Genomic DNA, 19,702 nt, shown 5'->3' with positions numbered 1-19,702 from the left:
CCGTAACGAGGGAAATAGGTAACGAGTGGGCCGCCCCGCGACTGGGGCGTCCGCCCCGCTCGTGCCACGTTCCCCCACACGCGTGCCTCGCCTTGCGCTGCTCGCCCTGTCACATGTTCTGACTCACAATCCCCACATGCCTCAGCACCTGCGCTCGGCCTGGAACCGCACCCTGTTCCGCCTCGCCACCCTGCTCCTGATCGTTGCGGTCGCCGGCTGGCTGGCGGGCGCGTTCTGGCCGGTGCTGGCGGTGGGCGCGCTGTGCGTGGTGGCCTGGCAGTTCCTGCGCCTGCGGGCGGTGCTGCGCCGGCTGACGGCGCGCGCGCGGATCAAGCCGGCCGAAGGCGACGGAGTGTGGAACGAGCTGGACCGCCTGCTGCACCGGGGCCAGGTCGAGATGCGCACCCGCAAGCGACGCCTGCTGGCGATGCTGCGCGCCTATCGCGCCGCCGCGGCGGCCCTGCCGGACGCAGTGGTCGTCATCGACCGCAACAGCCAGCGCGTGCAGTGGTTCAACAAGGCCGGCACCACGCTGCTGGGCCTGCGCCATCCCGCCGACCTGCATGCGCCGGTGGTCGATCGCCTGCAGCCGCTGCCGATGGCGCACTGGCTCAGCGCCGGGCGCAACGCCGAGCCGATGCTCGACGCGGCCTCGCCGATCAACCCAGACCTGCGCCTGAACCTGCGCCTGATCCCCTACTCGGACCAGTACTGGCTGCTGGTGGCCCGCGATGTCAGCAAGCTCAACCGGCTGGAGGAAATGCGCCGCGACTTCGTGGCCAACGTCAGCCACGAGCTGCGTACGCCGCTGACCGTGGTGCACGGCTACCTGGACATGCTCGACGCCGACGAGATGCCCGAGTGGAAGCCGATCCTGGACGAGATGCAGAAGCAGTCCGCGCGCATGACCCAGCTGGTCGAGGACCTGCTGACGCTCTCGCGCCTGGAAGTGCAGGACAGCCTGGCCGACGAGGCCATCGCCATGGCGCCGATGCTGGCCACGCTGCGCCGCGAGGCCGAGGCGCTCAGCCGCGGCCGCCAGACCATCGTGGTGGAAGACAGCGGCGACATCGACCTGCGCGGCTCCAACAAGGAGCTGCACAGCGCCTTCTCCAACCTGGTCAGCAACGCGGTGCGCTACACCCCGGCCGGCGGCACGATCACCATCGGCCTGGCCCACGAGGGCGCCGGCGCGGTGCTGAGCGTGCGCGACACCGGCTACGGCATCCCGGCCGCGCACCTGCCGCGCATCACCGAGCGCTTCTACCGCGTCTCGACCAGCCGCTCGCGCGAGAGCGGCGGCACCGGCCTGGGCCTGTCCATCGTCAAGCATGTGCTGAACCTGCATCAGGCGCGGCTGGAGATCGAGAGCGCCGTCGGCCAGGGCAGCACCTTCTCGGTCCACTTCGGCCCGGCGCGCGTGCAGCCCCGTGAGTCCGCCTTCCCCTTCCCGCAGAGCCTTCCCGCATGATCGCCGCCGTCGAGCCGAACCTTGAAGCCGCAGATCCGCTGCGCGATCCGTCGCTGTACTTCAACCGCGAACTGTCGCAGCTGGATTTCAATTTCCGCGTGCTGGCCCAGGCGCTGGATGGCAGCGTGCCGCTGCTGGAGCGGCTGCGCTTCCTGTGCATCAGCTGCACCAACCTGGACGAGTTCTTCGAGATCCGCGCCGCGACCGTGCGCCACGCGCAGGACTTCGGCCTGCCGCCGGGCCCGGACGGGCTGACGCCGGCCACCGTGCTGGCGCGCATCCACGACCGCGCCGCCGAGCTGGTCGATGCGCAGTACAAGTGCTGGAACCAGGTGCTGCGCCCGGCGCTGAACGAGGCCGGCGTGCGCGTGCTCAGCCAGTCGGTGTGGAACGCGCGCCAGAAGCGCTGGCTGCGCGCCTACTTCCGCAACGAGATCATGCCGGTGCTCTCGCCGCTGGGCCTGGACCCTTCGCACCCGTTCCCGCGCATCCTCAACAAGTCGCTCAACATCGTGGTGGTGCTCAAGGGCAAGGACGCGTTCGGCCGCGCTGGCCATATGGCCATCGTGCGTGCGCCGCGCTCGCTGTCGCGCATCATCCACCTGCCCCAGCGCGTGTCCGGTGGTGAGCACGACTTCGTGCTGCTCTCCAGCGTGCTGTCGGCGTTTGTGGACGACCTGTTCCCGGGCATGGAGGTCAAGGGCGCCTACCAGTTCCGCGTCACCCGCAATTCCGAGCTGGTGGTGGACGAGGAGGACGTGGAGAACCTGGCGCTGGCCCTGCGCGATGAGCTGGCCGGGCGCGGCTACCGCCCGGCGGTTCGCCTGGAGATTGCCCACGACTGCCCCAAGGCCATCGTCAACACGTTGTTGGAGAACTTCAGCCTCACCGAGAACGCGGTCTACCGCATCGACGGCGCGGTCAATCTCAACCGCGTGATCCAGGTCTACGACCTGGTGCAGCGCCCGGAGCTGAAGTACCCGCCCTTCACCCCGCGCCAGCTGCGCGATGGCGATGCGATGTTCGAGACGGTGGCCGACGGCGACGTGCTGCTGAGCCATCCCTTCGATGCCTTCACCCCGGTGCTGGAACTGCTCAAGCAGGCCGCCACCGACCCCAACGTGCTGGCGATCAAGCAGACGCTGTACCGCACCGGCAAGGACTCGGCCATCGTCGATGCGCTGGTGCTGGCCGCGCGCAACGGCAAGGACGTCACCGTGGTGGTCGAACTGCGCGCGCGCTTCGACGAGGAGGCCAACCTGGGCCAGGCCGACCGCCTGCAGGCCGCCGGCGTGCAGGTGGTGTACGGCGTGGTCGGCTTCAAGACCCACGCCAAGATGCTGCTGATCGTGCGCCGCGAGGGCCGCAAGCTGCGCCGCTACGTGCACCTGGGCACCGGCAACTACCACGCCGGCACCGCGCGCGCCTACACCGACCTGGGGCTGATCACCGCCAACCAAGACATAGGCAACGACGTGCACCTGCTGTTCCAGCAGCTCTCCGGGCTGGCGCCGACCACCAAGCTCAAGCTGATGCTGCAGTCGCCCTTCACCCTGCACCCGGGGATGATCAAGAAGATCGAGCGCGAGGCGCGCTTCGCCCGCGCCGGGCGGCCGGCGCGGATCATCATCAAGGTCAACGCGATCAACGAGCCGCGCGTGATCCGCGCGCTGTACGCCGCCTCGCAGGCCGGCGTGCAGATCGACCTGATCGTGCGCGGCGCCTGCACCGTGCGCCCGGGCGTGCCGGGCGTGTCGGAGAACATCCGGGTGCGCTCGATCGTCGGACGCTTCCTGGAGCACAGCCGCGTGTACTGGTTCGGCAACGACGGCGATCCGGAGCTGTACTGCGCCAGTGCCGACTGGCTGGAGCGCAACCTGCTCAACCGGGTCGAGGCCTGCTTCCCGATCCTGGACGAGAAGCTGTCCGCGCGCGTGTTCCGCGACCATCTGCAGAACTACCTGGACGACAACACCAACGCTTGGGAGCTGGAGACCAACGGGGTCTACCACAAGCTCTCGCCCGGCCCGGACCAGGCGCCGCATTCGGCCCAGGGCACGCTGCTGGCCAAGCTCTGAGGCCGTGCCCGCCGGTCCAGGCACGGACGAGGGAGCGGCTTCGGCTACCATGCGCGCCATGCCTTTCACGCTCCTCGAGACCCTTTCCAGCCCGCTGCAGGACAACGACCAGCTGGCCGCTGTGGACTTAGGGTCCAACAGCTTCCACATGGTCGTGGCCCGCTATACCCAGGGTCAGCTGCGCGTGATCGATCGGCTGCGCGAGACCGTGCGCATGGCCGACGGCCTGGACGCCCGCGGCGGCCTGTCGCAGGAAGCCCACCAGCGCGCGATCGATTGCCTGTCGCGCTTCGGCCAGCGCATCCGCGAGCTGCCCGCCTCGCGCGTGCGCGCGCTGGCCACCAACACGGTGCGCCGGCTGGCGCTGCCGCAGAGCTTCCTGGTGCCGGCCGAGGCCGCGCTCGGCCATGCCATCGAGGTGGTGTCCGGCCGCGAGGAGGCGCGTCTGATCTACCTGGGCGTGGCCCAGGCGCAGCCGCCCAAGCCGGGCACGCGCCGGCTGGTGATCGACATCGGCGGCGGCTCGACCGAGTTCATCATCGGCAGCGGCCTGCAGACCCTGGAGCGCGAGAGCATCCAGGTCGGCTGCATCGCCAGCACGCGGCGCTTCTTTCCCGGCGGCAAGCTCTCGCGCAAGCGCTGGATGTCGGCGCTGACCGAGATCACCGCCGAGCTGCAGCAGTTCGCCCAGCAGTACCGGGCGCTGGGCTGGCAGGAGGCGATCGGCTCATCGGGCACGGCCAAGGCCATCGGCGACATCTGCGCGGCGATGAAGCTCACCAAGGGCGCGATCACCGCCGAGGCGCTGCCGCAGGTGCGCGAGCGCCTGCTGCAGGCCGAGCGCGTGGACGCGATCGACCTGCCGAGCCTGAGCAAGGACCGCCAGCCGATCATTGCCGGCGGCGTGCTGGTGATGGAGGCCGCGTTCCAGGCGCTGGGCATCGACCGGATGATGGTCAGCAAGGCCGCCATGCGCGAAGGCATCCTGTACGACATGCTCGGCCGCCGCGGCAGCGACGATCCGCGCGAACTGTCGGTGGCCACTATGATGCAGCGCTATGGCGTGGACATCGATCAGGCCGATCGCGTGGACGCCACCGCGCAGCGGCTGTTCGAACAGGTCGCCAAGGCCTGGGACCTGGGCGAGGACGATGCCCGCCTGCTGCACTGGGCCGCGCGCCTGCACGAGATCGGCCAGGCCGTTGCGCACAGCCAGTACCACGTGCACGGCGCCTATCTGCTCGAGCATTCGGACATCGCCGGCTTCTCGCGCCAGGAGCAGCTGATGCTGGCGGCCCTGGTGCGCACGCATCGCCGCGGCATCCCCAAGGCGGCGTTCGACGCCCTGCCGGACCGCCGCATCCCGGCGATCCGGCGCCTGGCCGCGCTGCTGCGCCTGGCCGTGCTGCTGCACCGCGCGCACGACGCCGCGCCGATCCCGACCCTGGAGCTGACGGCCGAAGGCGACACGCTGCGTCTGCTGCTGGACAAGCAGTGGATCGACGCGCGCCCGCTGCTGCGTGCGGACCTAATCGGCGAATCGGACGACATGCCCGGCCTCGGCGTGGCATTCAAGCCCTTCGTCACCTGAATTCAGCGACCGGCGTCACGCCGGTTTGCGCACGTGCACGCATTCTTGCCGTGTCCAACACGCCGCGTTCATCTTCAATCGAGTACGGATGCTACTTTCGAGGAACCTGAACAGGCGAAGTGCGGCAGTGCCGTAATCCCGCTCGCACCTTGCCTTGGGCAACGTCCAAGAGGGCATGCATCGTGCACAACAACTCGGAAGACCTTATCCAGCGTGTGCTGACGCAGATCGCGTCGGCGTCGGTTTCGATCGACCGCAACATCGAGCAGATCCTGGGCGTCATGCGCGAACACCTGCAGATGGACGTGGCGTTCGTGTCCGAGTTCGGGTCGCGCGACCGCGTGTTCCGCCACGTCATCAACCCCACTGGGCGTGTGGTGCTCAGCCGCGGCGATTCCATGCCGATGGAGGCTGGCTACTGTCCGCGGGTGGTCGATGGTCGCCTGCCATCGCTGATCCCCGACACCTCCCGCCTGCCCGAGGCCATGGGGCTGCCGGAAACCATGAGCGTGCCGATCGGCTCGCACATCAGCGTGCCGATCCGGCTTTCCGACGGCAGCGTGTACGGCACGTTCTGCTGCTTCAGTTTCGAGGCAAAGCCGGGGCTGGACGAGCGCGACCTGCACGTGATGCGCGCCCTGGCCCAACTGGTCTCCCTGCAGGTCCAGGGCGACATCGATGCGGTGCGGCTGCACAACGAGAAGCTGCGACGCATCAGCAGCGTGCTGGAGATGGGCCAGCCGCGCACGGTGTACCAGCCCATCTACCGTCTGCACGACCGCGCCCTGATCGGCGTGGAATGCCTGTCGCGCTTCGACATGGAGCCCAAGCGCCCGCCCGACGTCTGGTTCAACGAGGCCAACGAGATCGGCCTGGGCATGCGCCTGGAGATCAACGCCATGCTGACCGCGCTGCAGGGCCTGCGCGGCATGCCGGGCGACTTCTATGTCTCGGTCAACATCTCGCCGCAGACCCTGGTCACGCAGAACATCCTGGGCCATCTGGATGTGATCGATGCCGGCCGGCTGGTGCTGGAGCTGACCGAGCATGCGCTGGTGGAGGACTATCCGGCGCTGCAGACGACCATCAAGCATCTGCGCGCGGCCGGCGTGCGCTTCGCGGTGGACGATGCGGGCGCCGGTTACTCCAGTATGCGCCACATCCTCACACTGCACCCCGAGATCATCAAGATGGACATCAGCCTGACGCGCGATATCGACCACGATCGCGCGCGCCAGGCGATGGCCGCGGCGCTGGTCGGCTTCGGCCGCCAGACCGGCAGTCACGTCACCGCCGAAGGCATCGAGACGCGCGAGGAGCTCGAGGCGCTGCAATCGCTCGGCGTCGGCCAGGGCCAGGGCTACTACCTGTCCCATCCGCTCAAGCACGACGATCTGCGCGCACTGCTGCAGGCCGACGCCGTGCTCGGCTAAAGGCCACCGACGCTCGCCAGGCGGCTGCGCGCCTGCACCCGCGACGGGGCGATTTCGGGTTCCGCTTCGCTGCGCGAAAGGGAAGAGGTCGGGGGGCAACTGTCTCCTCAAATCTCGCGGCGGTCTGCCTGTAGAGCGGAGCTTGCTCCGCTGGGGCCTTTCCCACGAACTGAACGAGGAGCAGCGGAGCAAGCTCCGCTCTACAGGTGGGGGCCGCCCGTGGCGGCGACGGGCTTTCCCCGCTTTCTCGGCCCTCCCAGCTGCACCCAGGAGTCAAACTTTCCTTCCTGAGGAAACCCACACCCGTCGTTCCCGCGAACGTGGGAACCCAGCACCTCGATCCAACGCGCGAAAGTCCCTGGATTCCCGCCTTCGCGGGAATGAGGGTAGGAAGTGGCTGGCGTCTGTCAGTCACCGCCCTTGTGGGAGCCGCCCTTGTGGCCTTTTCGGCCAATGGCGGCGAAGGCTTTACTGGTAAAGCCCCGTCGCCGCCATGGCGGCTCCCACGGATCCCACAGATCCCATAGGCCCCACAGGGTCACGGCGACCGTGGCGGCTTTCATGCAACTGACATCGCGCTGACATCGACGCTGCATCCGCGCCTCCCACCCTATGTCAAACCCGGGAGGCGCCCATGCGCTATGTCATCGTCACCGAGACCTATCCGCCGGAAGTCAACGGCGTCGCCTTGACCGTGCAGGGCCTGGAGGAAGGCCTGCGCCAGCGGGGCCACCACGTCAGCGTGGTGCGCCCGCGCCAGGACGGCGCGGCGCAGACCGCGCAGGACACCGTGCTGGTACGCGGAGCGGGCCTGCCGCGCTATCCCGGCCTGCGCTTCGGCCTGCCGGCACCCCTGCAGCTGAAGGAACACTTCCGCGCCTTCGCGCCCGACGCGATCTACGTGGCCACCGAGGGCCCGCTGGGCTGGTCGGCGCTGCGCGCGGCCCAGCGCCTGGGCATTCCGGTGGCGACCGGCTTCCACACGCGCTTCGACCACTACATGGGCGATTACGGCCTGCCCTGGCTGCAGCCGGTCGCGCTGGGCTGGATGCGCCGTTTCCACAACCGCGGCAACGCCACGCTGGTGCCGACCCACGAGCTGGCGCAGTGGCTGCAAGGCCAGGGCTTCGGCAAGGTCAAGCGGCTGGCGCGCGCGGTGGATACCGGCCAGTTCCACCCGGGCTTCCGCAGCGACGCGCTGCGCGCGCTATGGGGCGCCGGCGAGGCCACGCCGGTGCTGCTGTCGGTGGGTCGCATCGCGGCCGAAAAAAACCTTGGCCTGGCGGTCCAGGCCTTCCGTGCGCTGCAGGCCCGCGTGCCGCGAGCCCGCATGGTCTGGGTCGGCGATGGCCCGGAGCGGGCGGCGCTGCAGCAGGCCAATCCGGACTTCGTATTCTGCGGCGTACAGCGCGGCGCCGAGCTGGCGCGGCACTACGCCAGCGCCGACCTGTTCGTGTTCCCCAGCCGCAGCGAGACCTTCGGCAACGTGACCCTGGAGGCGATGGCCAGCGGCCTGGCCACGGTGGCCTTCGACTCGGGCGCCGCGCACGAGCATCTGCGCAATGGCCTGCACGGGGCGGCGGTCGGCGACGACGCGCAGTTCGTCGCGGCGGTGCTGGAACTGGGCGGCGACGCGCAGCGCCTGCGCGCGATGGGCGCCGCGGCGCACCAGGCGGTCCAGGCGCTGCAGCCGGCCCAGGTGGCCGCGGATTTCGATGCCCTGCTCGCCGGGCTCGCCCATTCCCGCAAGGAGGAGTCCGCCGATGCGCTCGCCGTCTGAACTCTCGCTGCCGCGCGAAGCGCGCGTGTGCCTGCTGGCCAATCGCCTGGGTCGCCGCAGCGATGTGCGGCGCTTCTTCTCCATCGTCAGCCGCCTGGGCGATGGCGTGTTCTGGTACGCGCTGATGGGCGCGCTGATCGTGTTCGACGGCTGGCATGGCCTGGCCGCGGCGGCGCACCTGGCGGCGACCGGCGCGATTGCGCTGGTGCTGTACAAGGGCCTCAAGCGCTGGACCCGGCGGCCGCGGCCGTTCGCCTCGGACGTGCGCATCCAGGCCTGGGTGGCGCCGCTGGACGAGTTCTCCTTCCCCTCGGGTCACACGCTGCATGCGGTGGCCTTCACCGTGGTGGCGCTGGCGCACTACCCGGCGCTGGCGCCGCTGCTGCTGCCTTTCACCGCCTGCGTGGCGACCTCACGCGTGGTGCTGGGCCTGCACTATCCCAGCGACGTGCTGGCCGCCACGGTGATCGGCATCGGCCTGGCCGCGCTGGCGCTGTGGGTGGTGCCGGGCGTCAGCCTGTTCGTCTGAGCGCGTCTAGCGTCGCTCAGGCTTCCCACTGCTCCACTTCCACCGCCGGCAGCAGCGGGCGCAGGGCCTCGCCGCCGGGCTGGGAGAGCAGCTTCTGCGCGTCGCTGCGCGCCATGTCCAGGGTCAGGCGCCAGCCGGCTTCTTCGTGGGCTTCGCCGCGCACGGCTTCCAGGTCGAACAGGCGCGCGCGCAGCCGACCGGCGCTGGACGGCAGCAGCACCTCGCCGCGGATGCGCTCCAGGCCCAGGCGCTGGGCCAGCGCGTCCTGCAGCAGTTCCAGACCCACGCCATCGCGCGCCGAGATCCACACCCGCTCGCGCGCCAGACCCAGCGTGCCCGGTTCGGTGGTCTCGTCCAGCGCGCCCTCGGGCGCGTCGTGGCGCGGCTGTGCGCCCTCGATGCGGTCGATCTTGTTGAACACCAGCAGCTGCGGGATGTCGCCAGCGCCGATCTCGTTCAACACCAGGTCGACCTGGGCCATGCGCTCCTCGCGCAGCGGATCGGCCGCGTCGACCACGTGCAGCAGCAGGTCGGCCTCGCGCGCCTCGGACAGGGTGGAGCGGAACGCGGCGACCAACTCGTGCGGCAGATCGCGCACGAAGCCGACCGTGTCGGCCAGCACCACCGCGCCGCCGGCCAGATTCACCCGGCGCACGGTCGGATCCAGCGTGGCGAACAGCTGGTCGGCGGCATACGCCTCCGCGCCGGTCAGCGCGTTGAACAGGGTCGACTTGCCGGCGTTGGTGTAGCCGACCAGCGCCACGCGCGGCAGCTCGCTGCGCACGCGCGCACGGCGCATCTGGGTGTGCTGCACCTCGACCTTTTCCAGCCGCTTCTGCAGCTGGTCCACGCGCTTCTGCAGCAGGCGGCGGTCGGTTTCCAGCTGGGTCTCACCCGGGCCGCGCAGGCCGATGGAGCCGCCGCGCTGGCGCTCAAGGTGGGTCCAGCCACGCACCAGACGCGTGGCGATGTGCTTGAGCTGGGCCAGTTCGACCTGCAGCTTGCCCTCGTGGCTGCGCGCGCGCTGGGCGAAGATGTCCAGGATCAGTCCGGTGCGGTCCAGCACGCGGCGCTCCAGGGCCTTTTCCAGGTTGCGCTCCTGACCCGGCGTCAGGGCATGGTTGACCAGGATCAGGTCGGCGCCGGTGGCATCGGCCGCGGCCTTGACCTCGTCCAGCTTGCCGCTGCCGATGAAGGTGGACGGGCTGGGCCGGTCGGCACGGGCGGTGACCAGGGCGGCGATGGTGGCGCCGGCCGAGCGCGCCAGCTCGGTGAACTCCTCGGCGGCATCCTCGTCGCTGGAGGCGGCGGCGGTTCCGCCGCGCACCGGCTGGATCAGCAGGGCATGCTCGCCCCGGCGGGAACGTTCGAACAACTCAGTCGGCATCGGTCACGGCAATCACGGGCTAAGGCCACAGGATGGTGGCGACTATCCTCCGCTTCAACCGCGGGCGGACGCGATGCGGTGCGCATCCGACCAATGGACGCCCGGCCTGAACCGGGCGACTCTGGCGACTACTCGTCCTCGGCCTCGTCAGACGAGGGCTCGGCGCCGTCGGCACCTGGCTGCACATAGCCGCCGCCAGGCCCCACGCGCACGTTGCGCGCCGGCACCACGGTGGAGATGGCGTGCTTGTAGACCATCTGGCTCACGGTATTGCGCAGCAGCACCACGAACTGATCGAAGGACTCGATCGTCCCCTGCAGCTTGATGCCGTTGACCAGATAGACCGACACCGGAACCCGCTCGCGGCGCAGCGCGTTGAGGAAAGGATCCTGCAGGGATTGCCCCTTGGACATGCGAATGCTCCCGCCCATTCTTTCGATGGGACTGTTCTTGTAATGGGCCGGCGCGGTGACTGCTCCCCGAACCGCGGCCGGTCACGGGATATTACACAAGGCCGGCGGATTGACCAGACGCCATGTCGCGGTTTTCGCGGCAAGGCGGCTCAGCGGCCCAGGAACAGCGCCAGCGCGTCCTCCAGCCCGGCGCGCTGGGTCGCCGGGTCGAACCAGCGCAGGTCGTGGCGCGCCCGCAGCCAGGTGGACTGGCGCTTGGCCAGCTGGCGGGTGGCGGCGATGGCGCGTTCGCGGAAGTCCTCCGCGCTGCCCTGCCCGTCCAGGAACTCCCAGGCCTGGCGATAGCCGACCGCGCGCACCGCCGGCAGGTCCAGCGGCGCCGGGGCAGCCTGCATCTGCGGCAGGGCCCGCAGCGCACGCACTTCATCGAGGAATCCGGCCGCGAGCATGGTGTCGAAGCGCTGCGCGATGCGCGCGTGCAGCAGCGCGCGGTCGGCCGGCGCCAGGGCCAGCTTGAGCAGGCGCACGGGCAGCCGCGCGTCGCCGCGACCCTTGGCCTGCCAGGCGCTGATCGGCTTGCCGCTGAGGCGGTAGACCTCCAGCGCGCGCTGGATGCGCTGCGGATCGGTGGGCTTGATCCGGGCCGCCGCCAAGGGGTCGACCTGCGCCAGTTGCGCATGCAGCGCGGGCCAGCCCTGCGCGGCGGCCTCGGCGGCAAGCGTGGCGCGCAGCCCGGGATCGGCCTGCGGCATGGCCGCCAGGCCTTCGGTCAGCGCCTGGAAGTACAGGCCGGTGCCGCCGGCCAGGATCGGGATGCGGCCGCGCGCGAGGATGGCCTCGAGCGCGGCGCGCGCCTCGAGCGCGAAGTCCGCCGCCGAGTACGTCTGCCAGGGATCGCGCATGTCGACCAGGTGATGCGGCACCTGCGCCCGCTCCTCGGCGCTGGGCTTGGCCGCGCCGATGTCCAGGCCGCGATAGACCAGCGCCGAATCGACGCTGACGATCTCCCCACCCAGCCGCTGCGCCCAGTCCAGGGCCAGCGCGGACTTGCCCGAGGCGGTGGGCCCGAGCAGGGCGATGGCAGGCGGCAGCAGCAGGTTCGACATGCGCGACAGTCTGCGGGGTGTCGAGCGAGGGGTCCATTGCGCCGGCGATGACTCGCTTCCTGAAGCCGATGGTTGCGAGACTGGAATTCTCCGGGGAAAGCCCTTCGCCGTCATTGGCCAAAAAGCCATAAGGGCGCCTTCCACCTGTAGAGCGGAGCTTGCTCCGCTGCATTTCGGCCGGTGCATCGGGAAGCCGCAGCGGAGCAAGCTCCGCTCTACAGGAAGGCCGCGACATGATTCGAAGGGGCGGTTGCGCCGGCAAAAAGGAAGCGCCGGTGCCCAGGCCTCAGAAGCTGTCACCGGGGACGCGTATCCAGCCTTCCATCAGCACGCGTGCGCTGCGGCTCATGAGGGCCTTGGTGACCTGCCACTGGCCCTCGACCTGTTGCGCCTGGGCGCCCACGCGCAGGGTGCCGGAAGGGTGGCCGAAGCGCACCGCGCTGCGTGCCCCGCCGCCGGCGGCGAGGTTGACCAGCGTGCCGGGAATCGCCGCCGCCGTGCCGATAGCCACCGCGGCGGTGCCCATCATCGCGTGGTGCAGCTTGCCCATCGACATCGCGCGCACGCGCAGGTCGATCTCGCCGGCCTCGACGGTCCTGCCGCTGGAGGCGACGTAGCTGTCGGCCGGCGCGACGAAGGCCAGCTTGGGCGTGTGCTGGCGCCGGGCCGCCTCGTCCAGCGTCCGGATCAGGCCCATGCGCAGCGCGCCGTGGGCGCGGATGGTCTCCAGCCGCGCCAGGGCCGCGGCGTCCTCGTTGATCGCGCCCTGCAGCTCACTGCCGGTGTAGCCCAGCGCCGCGGCGTCGAGGAAGATCGTCGGGATGCCGGCATTGATCAGCGTGGCCTGGAAGCTGCCCACGCCGGGCACCTTCAGGGTGTCGACCACATGCCCGGTGGGGAACATCGCGCCGCCGTCCTCGCCGTCGTCGGCCGGGTCGAGGAACTCCAACTGCACCTCGGCCGCCGGGAAAGTCACGCCGTCGAGTTCGAAGTCGCCGGTCTCCTGCACCTGCCCGTCGGTGATGGGCACGTGGGCGACGATGGTCTTGCCGATGTTGGCCTGCCAGATGCGCACCGTGCACAGGCCATCGCGCGGCACCTTCGCCGGATCGATCAGGCCGGAGGCGATGGCGAACGGCCCCACCGCCGCCGACAGGTTGCCGCAGTTGCCCGACCAGTCCACGAAGGCGCTGTCGATGGACACCTGGCCGAACAGATAGTCCACGTCGTGGTCGGCGCGCGCGCTGCGCGAGACGATCACCGCCTTGCTGGTGCTGGACGTCGCGCCGCCCATGCCGTCGATCTGCTTGCCGTACGGATCGGGGCTGCCGATCACCCGCAGCAGCAGCGCATCGCGCGCCGCGCCGGGCATCTGCGCGCGCTCGGGCAGGTCCTGCAGGCGGAAGAACACGCCCTTGGAGGTGCCACCGCGCAGGTAGGTGGCGGGGATCCTGATCTGCGGCACATGCGACATGAGGACATCCTTTCAGCGTGCGCGCGGCACGCGTTGCATCAGAGGGAAAAGGCCGCCTGCACGGGCTGCGTCGCGGCGGGCGCCAGCGTCCAGCGCGACAGGGTCCGGTAGCGGTAGGGATCGCCGCTGCCGATGGCCAGCTCGAAACTCTCGATCGGCCAGTCGATCGCGCGGATCGGCTTGATGCGCTGGCGCCGGGCCTCGACGTCGTAGCGATAGCTCAGCGTCACGTGCGGGCGGTGGCCCTTGCGACTGGTCAACAGGCCCTGGTCGGCGATGGCCAGCTTCAGCGCGAGCAGCAGTTCCTTCAGCGCGTCGACCGGCTGCGAACAGCACAGCTCGATATTGGCGCTGGCGCGCGCGTTGGGGCTCACCCGCAGCTGGTCCAGCGACAGCAGGAAGCCGCGCGCCTGCACGGCCTGACCGGCCTGCAGCAGCAGCGCGCGTGTCTGCGGTGAATCGATGAAGCGGTCCGACAGCGTCTGGTGCCAGTTGACCAAGGGAAACATCGCCAGCCCCGTGGCCGCCTGGATGCCCTGCTCGCGCGTGGCGACATCGAAGACCTCGCGCATCGCCGCCTCGGGGCGGGCGATGAACAGCAGGCGGTCGCCGCCCATTTCCTTACTCCACAGCCGGTCGAGCAGCTGACCTGGCGGCGGCGCGGGAGGCTGCGGTCGCATGGTGGTCAGCACGCGCTCAGGCCGCCTTGGACGACTCGAGGAAGTCCTGGGCGAAGCGCTGCAGCACGCCACCGGCCTCGTAGATGGACACCTCTTCGTCCGAGTCCAGCCGGCAGCGCACCGGCACCTGTTCCGTACTGCCGTCCTTGCGGTGGACCACCAACGTCAGCGTGGCGCGCGGCGCGCGCTTGCCGAGGACATCGTAGGTCTCGGTGCCGTCCAGACGCAGCGTGCGCCGGTCGGTGCCGGGCAGGAACTCCAGCGGCAATACGCCCATGCCGATCAGGTTGGTGCGGTGGATGCGCTCGAAGCCCTCGGCCACGATCGCCTCCACCCCCGCCAGACGCACGCCCTTGGCGGCCCAGTCGCGCGAACTGCCCTGGCCGTAGTCGGCGCCGGCGATGATGATCAGCGGCTGGCCGCGCTGCATGTAGGTCTCGATGGCCTCCCACATGCGCACCACCTGGCCATCGGGTTCGATCCGCGCCAGCGAGCCCTGCGTCTCCACCCCGTCGATCACCGCCATCTCGTTGAGCAGCTTGGGGTTGGCGAATGTCGCGCGCTGCGCGGTGAGATGGTCGCCGCGATGGGTGGCGTAGGAGTTGAAGTCCTCCTCCGGCACGCCCATGCGCGCCAGGTATTCCCCGGCCGCGCTGCTGGCCAGGATGGCATTGGACGGCGAGAGATGGTCGGTGGTGATGTTGTCGCCCAGCAGCGCCAGCGGACGCATGCCGCGCAGCGTGCGCGCGCCGGCCAGCGCGCCCTCCCAATACGGCGGGCGACGGATGTAGGTGCTCATCGGCCGCCAATCGTAGAGCGGGCTGATCTTCTGCCCACGTTCGACGCGCACGTCGAACATCGGCCCGTAGACCTTGCGGAACTGCTCGGGCTTGACGCTGGCCCTGACCACCGCGTCCACCTCCGCGTCCGAAGGCCACAGGTCCTTGAGCGTGATCGGCTGGCCGTCGGCGTCGAAGCCCAGCGCGTCCTTCTCGATGTCGAAGCGCACCGTGCCGGCGATGGCATAGGCGATCACCAGTGCCGGCGAGGCCAGGAAGGCCTGCTTGGCATAAGGATGGATGCGGCCGTCGAAGTTGCGGTTACCGCTGAGCACCGCGGTGGCGTACAGATCGCGCTCGATGATCTCCTGTTGGATCTTCGGGTCCAGCGCGCCGCTCATGCCGTTGCAGGTGGTGCAGGCGAAGGCGACGATGCCGAAGCCCAGCCGCTCCAGCTCGGGCAGCAGTCCCGATTCCTCCAGATACAGCTGCACCGCCTTGGAACCGGGCGCCAGCGAGGTCTTGACCCACGGCTTGCGCGTGAGCCCGCGCGCGTTGGCGTTGCGCGCCAGCAGGGCGGCGGCGATGACGTTGCGCGGATTGGAGGTGTTGGTGCAGCTGGTGATCGCCGCGATGACCACCGCGCCGTCGGGCATCAGGCCGTTGGCCTCCTCCTCGCGCGCCTTGTCCAGGTCCACCGCGATGCCGCGCTCGGCCAGCGCGCGGGTGGGCAGGCGCCGGTGCGGGTTGGACGGGCCGGCCAGGGTGCGATCGACCGTGGACAGATCGAACTGCAGCACGCGCTCGTACTGCGCGCTGGCCAGGTCGTCGACCCAGATGCCGGCGGTGCGCGCGTAGGTCTCCACCAGCCGCACCTGCGCCTCTTCGCGGCCGGTCAGGCGCAGGTAGTCCAGGGTCTGGTCGTCGATGTGGAACAGCGCGGCGGTGGCGCCGTACTCGGGGCACATGTTGGAGATGGTCGCGCGGTCGCCGATGCTCAGCGTCGCCGCACCCGCGCCGTAGAACTCCAGGTAGGCGCCGACCACCTTCTGCTTGCGCAGGAACTCGGTCAGGGCCAGCACGATGTCGGTGCAGGTGATGCCCTCGCCCGGGCGGCCGGTCAGCTCGACCCCGACGATATCGGGCAGGCGCATCCACGAGGCGCGGCCCAGCATCACGTTCTCCGCCTCCAGCCCGCCCACGCCGACGGCGATCACGCCCAGCGCGTCCACGTGCGGGGTATGGCTGTCGGTGCCCACGCAGGTGTCGGGGAAGGCCACGCCGTCGCGGGTGTAGATCACCGGCGACATCTTCTCCAGGTTGATCTGATGCATGATCCCGTTGCCCGGGCCGATCACCTCGATGTTGCGGAACGCCTTGGCCGTCCAGTCGATGAAGTCGAAGCGGTCGGCGTTGCGACGATCCTCGATGGCGCGGTTCTTGGCGAAGGCCTGCGGGTCGGTCCCGCCGCATTCCACCGCCAGCGAGTGGTCCACGATGAGTTGCACCGGCACCACCGGATTGACCTGGGCCGGGTCGCCGCCCTGCTCGGCGATGGCATCGCGCAGGCCGGCCAGATCCACCAGCGCCGTCTGGCCCAGGATGTCGTGGCAGACCACGCGCACCGGAAACCACGGGAAGTCCAGGTCGCGCCGGCGCTCGATCAGCTGGCCCAGGTAGGCCGGCAGCTGCGCGGGATCTGCGCAGCGCACCAGGTTCTCCGCATGCACCCGCGCGGTGTACGGCAACCCCGCCCAGGCGCCCGGCGCGAGCGCTTCCACCGCGGCGCGAGCGTCGAAATAGTCCAGCGCGGTGCCGGGGAGCGAGGTGCGGTAAGCGGTGTTCATGGCGGGATCCTGCGATCAGATCTGGCGGACGACGTCGGATACGGACGTGGCCCGTACCGGGGCGCAATCTGGCACCGCACGATGCATTGATCAATCTTGAGCGGCAGAATCAACCTGTCTACGGCGCCCGGGCGTGAATTCAAACGCGCGTTTGGCTTCGCTATGATGACGCCCCTTTCGCCATGCCCCGCCGATGGAGCACAGCCGATGACCCCCGACGCGCTACTCGCCCAGTACGGGCCCCGCGAATCGATGGAATACGACGTGGTGGTGGTCGGCGCCGGCCCGGGCGGCCTGGCCACCGCGATCCGGCTCAAGCAACTGGCCGCCGAGGCCGGTCGCGACGTGTCGGTGTGCGTGCTGGAGAAGGGCTCCGAGCCCGGCGCCCACATCCTGTCCGGCGCGATCATGGACCCGCGCGCGCTGACCGAGCTGTTCCCCGACTGGAAGCAAAAGGGCGCCCCGCTTAAGCAGCCGGTGACCGAGGACCAGTTCCTGTTCCTCAGCGACACCGGCGCCAAGGCGACCCCACATGCGCTGCTGCCCGAGTGCTTCCACAACCAGGGCAACTACATCATCAGCCTCGGCGCGCTGACGCGCTGGCTCAGCACCCAGGCCGAAGGGCTGGGCGTGGAGATCTTCCCGGGCTTCGCCGCCACCGAGATCCTCTACACCGACGCCGGCGCGGTGAAGGGTGTGGCCACCGGCAACATGGGCCTGGGCAAGGACGGCGAGCCGACGGCCGAGTTCCAGCTGGGCATGGAGCTGCACGCCAAGTACACGATCTTCGCCGAGGGCTCGCGCGGCCAGCTCGGCCGCCAGCTGCTGGCCAAGTTCTCGCTGGACGCCGGCAAGGATCCGCAGGCCTATGGGCTGGGCATCAAGGAGCTCTGGCAGATCGACCCGGCCAAGCACACGCCTGGCCTGGTGGTCCACACCGCCGGCTGGCCGTTGGATGCGGACACCTATGGCGGCTCGTTCCTGTACCACGCCGAAGACGGCAAGGTCGCCATCGGCCTGGTGGTCGGCCTGGACTACAAGAACCCGTGGCTGAGTCCGTTCGAGGAATTCCAGCGCTTCAAGACCCATCCGGCGATCCGCAAGTACCTGGAAGGCGGCAAGCGCATCGGCTACGGCGCCCGTTCGATCACCGCCGGCGGCCTGATGTCGCTGCCCAAGCTGGTCTTCCCCGGCGGCGCGCTGGTCGGCTGCGAGGCCGGCACGCTCAACGCCAGCCGCATCAAGGGCAGCCACGCGGCGATCAAGACCGGCATGCTGGCCGCCGAGGCCGCGTTCGCGGCGCTGGGCGAAGGCCGCAGCGGCGATGAACTGAGCGCCTACCCGGCGGCCTTCGAGGCCAGCTGGCTGTACGCCGAGCTGCAGCAGTCAAAGAACTTCAAGCAGTGGTTCAAGAAGGGCCGCACGCTAGCCACGCTGATGACCGGCATCGAGCAGTGGCTGCTGCCCAAGCTGGGTATCCGCAACCCGCCGTGGACGTTGCGCCACAGCACGCCGGACCATGCCTGCCTGGAGCCGGCCAACCAGCACCAGAAGATCGCCTACCCCAAGCCCGACGGCCAGCTGACCTTCGACCGGCTGTCCTCGGTGTTCCTGTCCAGCACCAACCACGACGAGGACCAGCCGGCGCATCTGACGCTGAAGGACCCGGCCGTGCCGGTGGAGATCAACCTGGCGACCTATGCGGGCCCAGAGGCGCGCTATTGCCCGGCCGGCGTCTACGAGTTCGTCGCCGCCGACGGCGGCGGCCAGCGCCTGCAGATCAACGCCCAGAACTGCGTGCACTGCAAGACCTGCGACATCAAGGATCCGACCCAGAACATCGTCTGGGTCGCCCCGCAGGGCGGCGGTGGCCCGAACTACGCGGGCATGTAGGCCGGAAGCTTAGCGCCGCGACCTCGCGCCGCCGCTGGCGGCGCCTTCGACCGAATTCCGACAGGGCTACACGGCCTACTGCGCCCGGCCCGGCCTGCGGGTGACACGCGCAGGCGGCGTTCCAGTCGTCCCCCGCCGGCAAAAACCGGATAATGCGCCCCATGCAGAACCCCGCCCTGTCCGTCGTCGTGCCCGTCTTCAACGAGCGGGACAACACCGCTCCCCTGGTCCACGAGATCGTCGCCGCCCTGCGCGGCGTGGTGCCGTTCGAGATCCTCTACGTCGACGACCATTCGCGCGACGACACGCTTGCCACGCTGCAGGCGCTCAAGGCGCAGGTGCCCGAACTGCGCGTGCTGCAGCACCAGACCCAGAGCGGCCAGAGCACAGCCATCCGCACGGGCGTCAAGGCCGCGCGCGCGCCGTGGATCGCCACGCTCGATGGCGATGGCCAGAACGACCCGGCCGATCTGCCCAAGCTGCTGCGCGCGCGTGACGCTGGCGATTCGCAGGTGAAGCTCTATGCCGGCTGGCGCGTGGATCGCAAGGACAGCGGCAGCAAGCGATGGGCCTCGCGCTACGCCAACGCCATCCGCGCGCGCATGCTGCACGACGACACGCCGGACACCGGCTGCGGCACCAAGCTGTTCGAGCGCGACGCCTTCCTCGACCTGCCCTACTTCGACCACATGCACCGCTACCTGCCGGCGCTGATGCAGCGCGCCGGCTGGAAGACCATCAGCGTGCCGGTCAACCATCGTCCGCGCGGCGCCGGCGTGTCCAAGTACAACAACCTGCAGCGCGCCCTGGTCGGCATCCGCGACCTGCGCGGCGTCGCGTGGCTGATCGCCCGCAGCAAGCGCACCGCGGTGAAGGAACTCTAAGGAATGGAAATCCACTGGCTGGACCAGCCGATCCAGGCCTTGTTCTGGACCGGCATCCACATCACCGGCTGGAAGCTCATCGGCTATACCGGCGCCCTGATGTTCGGCGGCCGCTGGCTGGTGCAGTTCATCGCCTCCAAGCGCGCCGGCAAACCGGTGATCCCGCGCCTGTTCTGGTACATGAGCGTCGTCGGCAGCCTGATGACCCTGGCCTACTTCATCTTCTCGGCCAAACAGGACTCGGTCGGCGTCCTGCAGAACCTCTTCCCCGCCTTCACCGCGCTCTACAGCCTGCACCTGGACATCAAGCATCGCGGCTGGAAGCGCGATCGCGCGACGCATTAGGCGCGGGAGATG

15 protein-coding genes are annotated in these 19,702 nt (G+C 69.6%); 9 read left to right on the top strand and 6 right to left on the bottom strand.

What is annotated here, in order from left to right; all coding sequences use genetic code 11:
* Positions 1–136 precede the first annotated feature (136 nt).
* From phoR to QE438_RS01760, 6 genes are all read left to right on the top strand, one after another.
* On the top strand, positions 137–1,471 hold the full coding sequence (gene phoR / locus QE438_RS01785) for a phosphate regulon sensor histidine kinase PhoR (protein WP_130519974.1): 1,335 nt from the start codon (positions 137–139) through the stop codon (positions 1,469–1,471).
* Entirely contained in the window at positions 1,468–3,549 is a 2,082-nt protein-coding gene (gene ppk1 / locus QE438_RS01780) for a polyphosphate kinase 1 (RefSeq protein ID WP_131659915.1), read from the top strand. The genes phoR and ppk1 overlap by 4 nt, the downstream gene beginning before the upstream one ends.
* Positions 3,550–3,607: 58 nt before the next feature.
* Positions 3,608–5,140: an exopolyphosphatase gene (gene ppx, locus QE438_RS01775; RefSeq protein ID WP_130523497.1), complete on the top strand. Its 1,533-nt coding sequence runs from the start codon at positions 3,608–3,610 to the stop codon at positions 5,138–5,140.
* 182 nt (positions 5,141–5,322) lie between these two features.
* Entirely contained in the window at positions 5,323–6,573 is a 1,251-nt protein-coding gene (locus QE438_RS01770) for an EAL domain-containing protein (protein ID WP_309731694.1), read from the top strand.
* 634 nt (positions 6,574–7,207) lie between these two features.
* On the top strand, positions 7,208–8,353 hold the full coding sequence (locus tag QE438_RS01765) for a glycosyltransferase family 1 protein (RefSeq protein WP_306992971.1): 1,146 nt from the start codon (positions 7,208–7,210) through the stop codon (positions 8,351–8,353).
* A complete protein-coding gene (locus QE438_RS01760) occupies positions 8,337–8,882 on the top strand; it encodes a phosphatase PAP2 family protein (RefSeq protein WP_306992973.1) in 546 nt (181 codons plus the stop codon). Before QE438_RS01765 ends, QE438_RS01760 begins: the two co-directional genes overlap by 17 nt.
* 16 nt (positions 8,883–8,898) lie before the next feature.
* Here the strand turns inward: QE438_RS01760 and hflX are convergent, their stop codons facing one another.
* From hflX to acnD, 6 genes are all read right to left on the bottom strand, one after another.
* Positions 8,899–10,257, bottom strand: coding sequence for a ribosome rescue GTPase HflX (hflX, locus tag QE438_RS01755; protein ID WP_130529128.1), 1,359 nt, complete (start codon positions 10,255–10,257; stop codon positions 8,899–8,901).
* A 140-nt stretch (positions 10,258–10,397) separates the two neighbouring features.
* Entirely contained in the window at positions 10,398–10,682 is a 285-nt protein-coding gene (gene hfq / locus QE438_RS01750; protein ID WP_130533796.1) for an RNA chaperone Hfq, read from the bottom strand.
* 149 nt (positions 10,683–10,831) lie between these two features.
* Positions 10,832–11,788, bottom strand: coding sequence for a tRNA (adenosine(37)-N6)-dimethylallyltransferase MiaA (miaA, locus tag QE438_RS01745; protein WP_306992978.1), 957 nt, complete (start codon positions 11,786–11,788; stop codon positions 10,832–10,834).
* A 286-nt stretch (positions 11,789–12,074) separates the two neighbouring features.
* Positions 12,075–13,262, bottom strand: coding sequence for a 2-methylaconitate cis-trans isomerase PrpF (prpF, locus tag QE438_RS01740; protein ID WP_306992980.1), 1,188 nt, complete (start codon positions 13,260–13,262; stop codon positions 12,075–12,077).
* 38 nt (positions 13,263–13,300) lie between these two features.
* Positions 13,301–13,954, bottom strand: a complete 654-nt coding sequence (locus QE438_RS01735) for a 2'-5' RNA ligase family protein (RefSeq protein ID WP_309731677.1) — start codon at positions 13,952–13,954, stop codon at positions 13,301–13,303.
* Positions 13,955–13,958: 4 nt separating this feature from the next.
* The gene (gene acnD, locus QE438_RS01730; RefSeq protein WP_306992984.1) at positions 13,959–16,568 is read right to left on the bottom strand and encodes a Fe/S-dependent 2-methylisocitrate dehydratase AcnD; all 2,610 of its coding nucleotides are present in this window, start codon (positions 16,566–16,568) and stop codon (positions 13,959–13,961) included.
* A 207-nt stretch (positions 16,569–16,775) separates the two neighbouring features.
* Between acnD and QE438_RS01725 the strand changes: the two genes are divergently transcribed.
* The 3 genes from QE438_RS01725 to QE438_RS01715 all read left to right on the top strand — a co-directional run bounded on the left by QE438_RS01725 (position 16,776) and on the right by QE438_RS01715 (position 19,690).
* Complete coding sequence (locus QE438_RS01725; protein ID WP_306992986.1) at positions 16,776–18,461, top strand: electron transfer flavoprotein-ubiquinone oxidoreductase; 1,686 nt, start codon at positions 16,776–16,778, stop codon at positions 18,459–18,461.
* Positions 18,462–18,622: 161 nt separating this feature from the next.
* A complete protein-coding gene (locus QE438_RS01720; RefSeq protein ID WP_130523487.1) occupies positions 18,623–19,345 on the top strand; it encodes a glycosyltransferase family 2 protein in 723 nt (240 codons plus the stop codon).
* A 3-nt stretch (positions 19,346–19,348) separates the two neighbouring features.
* Positions 19,349–19,690, top strand: a complete 342-nt coding sequence (locus QE438_RS01715; RefSeq protein ID WP_130519944.1) for a lipid-A-disaccharide synthase N-terminal domain-containing protein — start codon at positions 19,349–19,351, stop codon at positions 19,688–19,690.
* Positions 19,691–19,702 lie beyond the last annotated feature (12 nt).

It is taken from the genome of Pseudoxanthomonas sp. SORGH_AS_0997 (genome assembly GCF_031453535.1).
Lineage (GTDB): Bacteria > Pseudomonadota > Gammaproteobacteria > Xanthomonadales > Xanthomonadaceae > Pseudoxanthomonas_A > Pseudoxanthomonas_A winnipegensis.
Note: the sequence above shows the minus strand (reverse complement) of the source record. Positions and strands in the feature narration are given on the sequence as shown.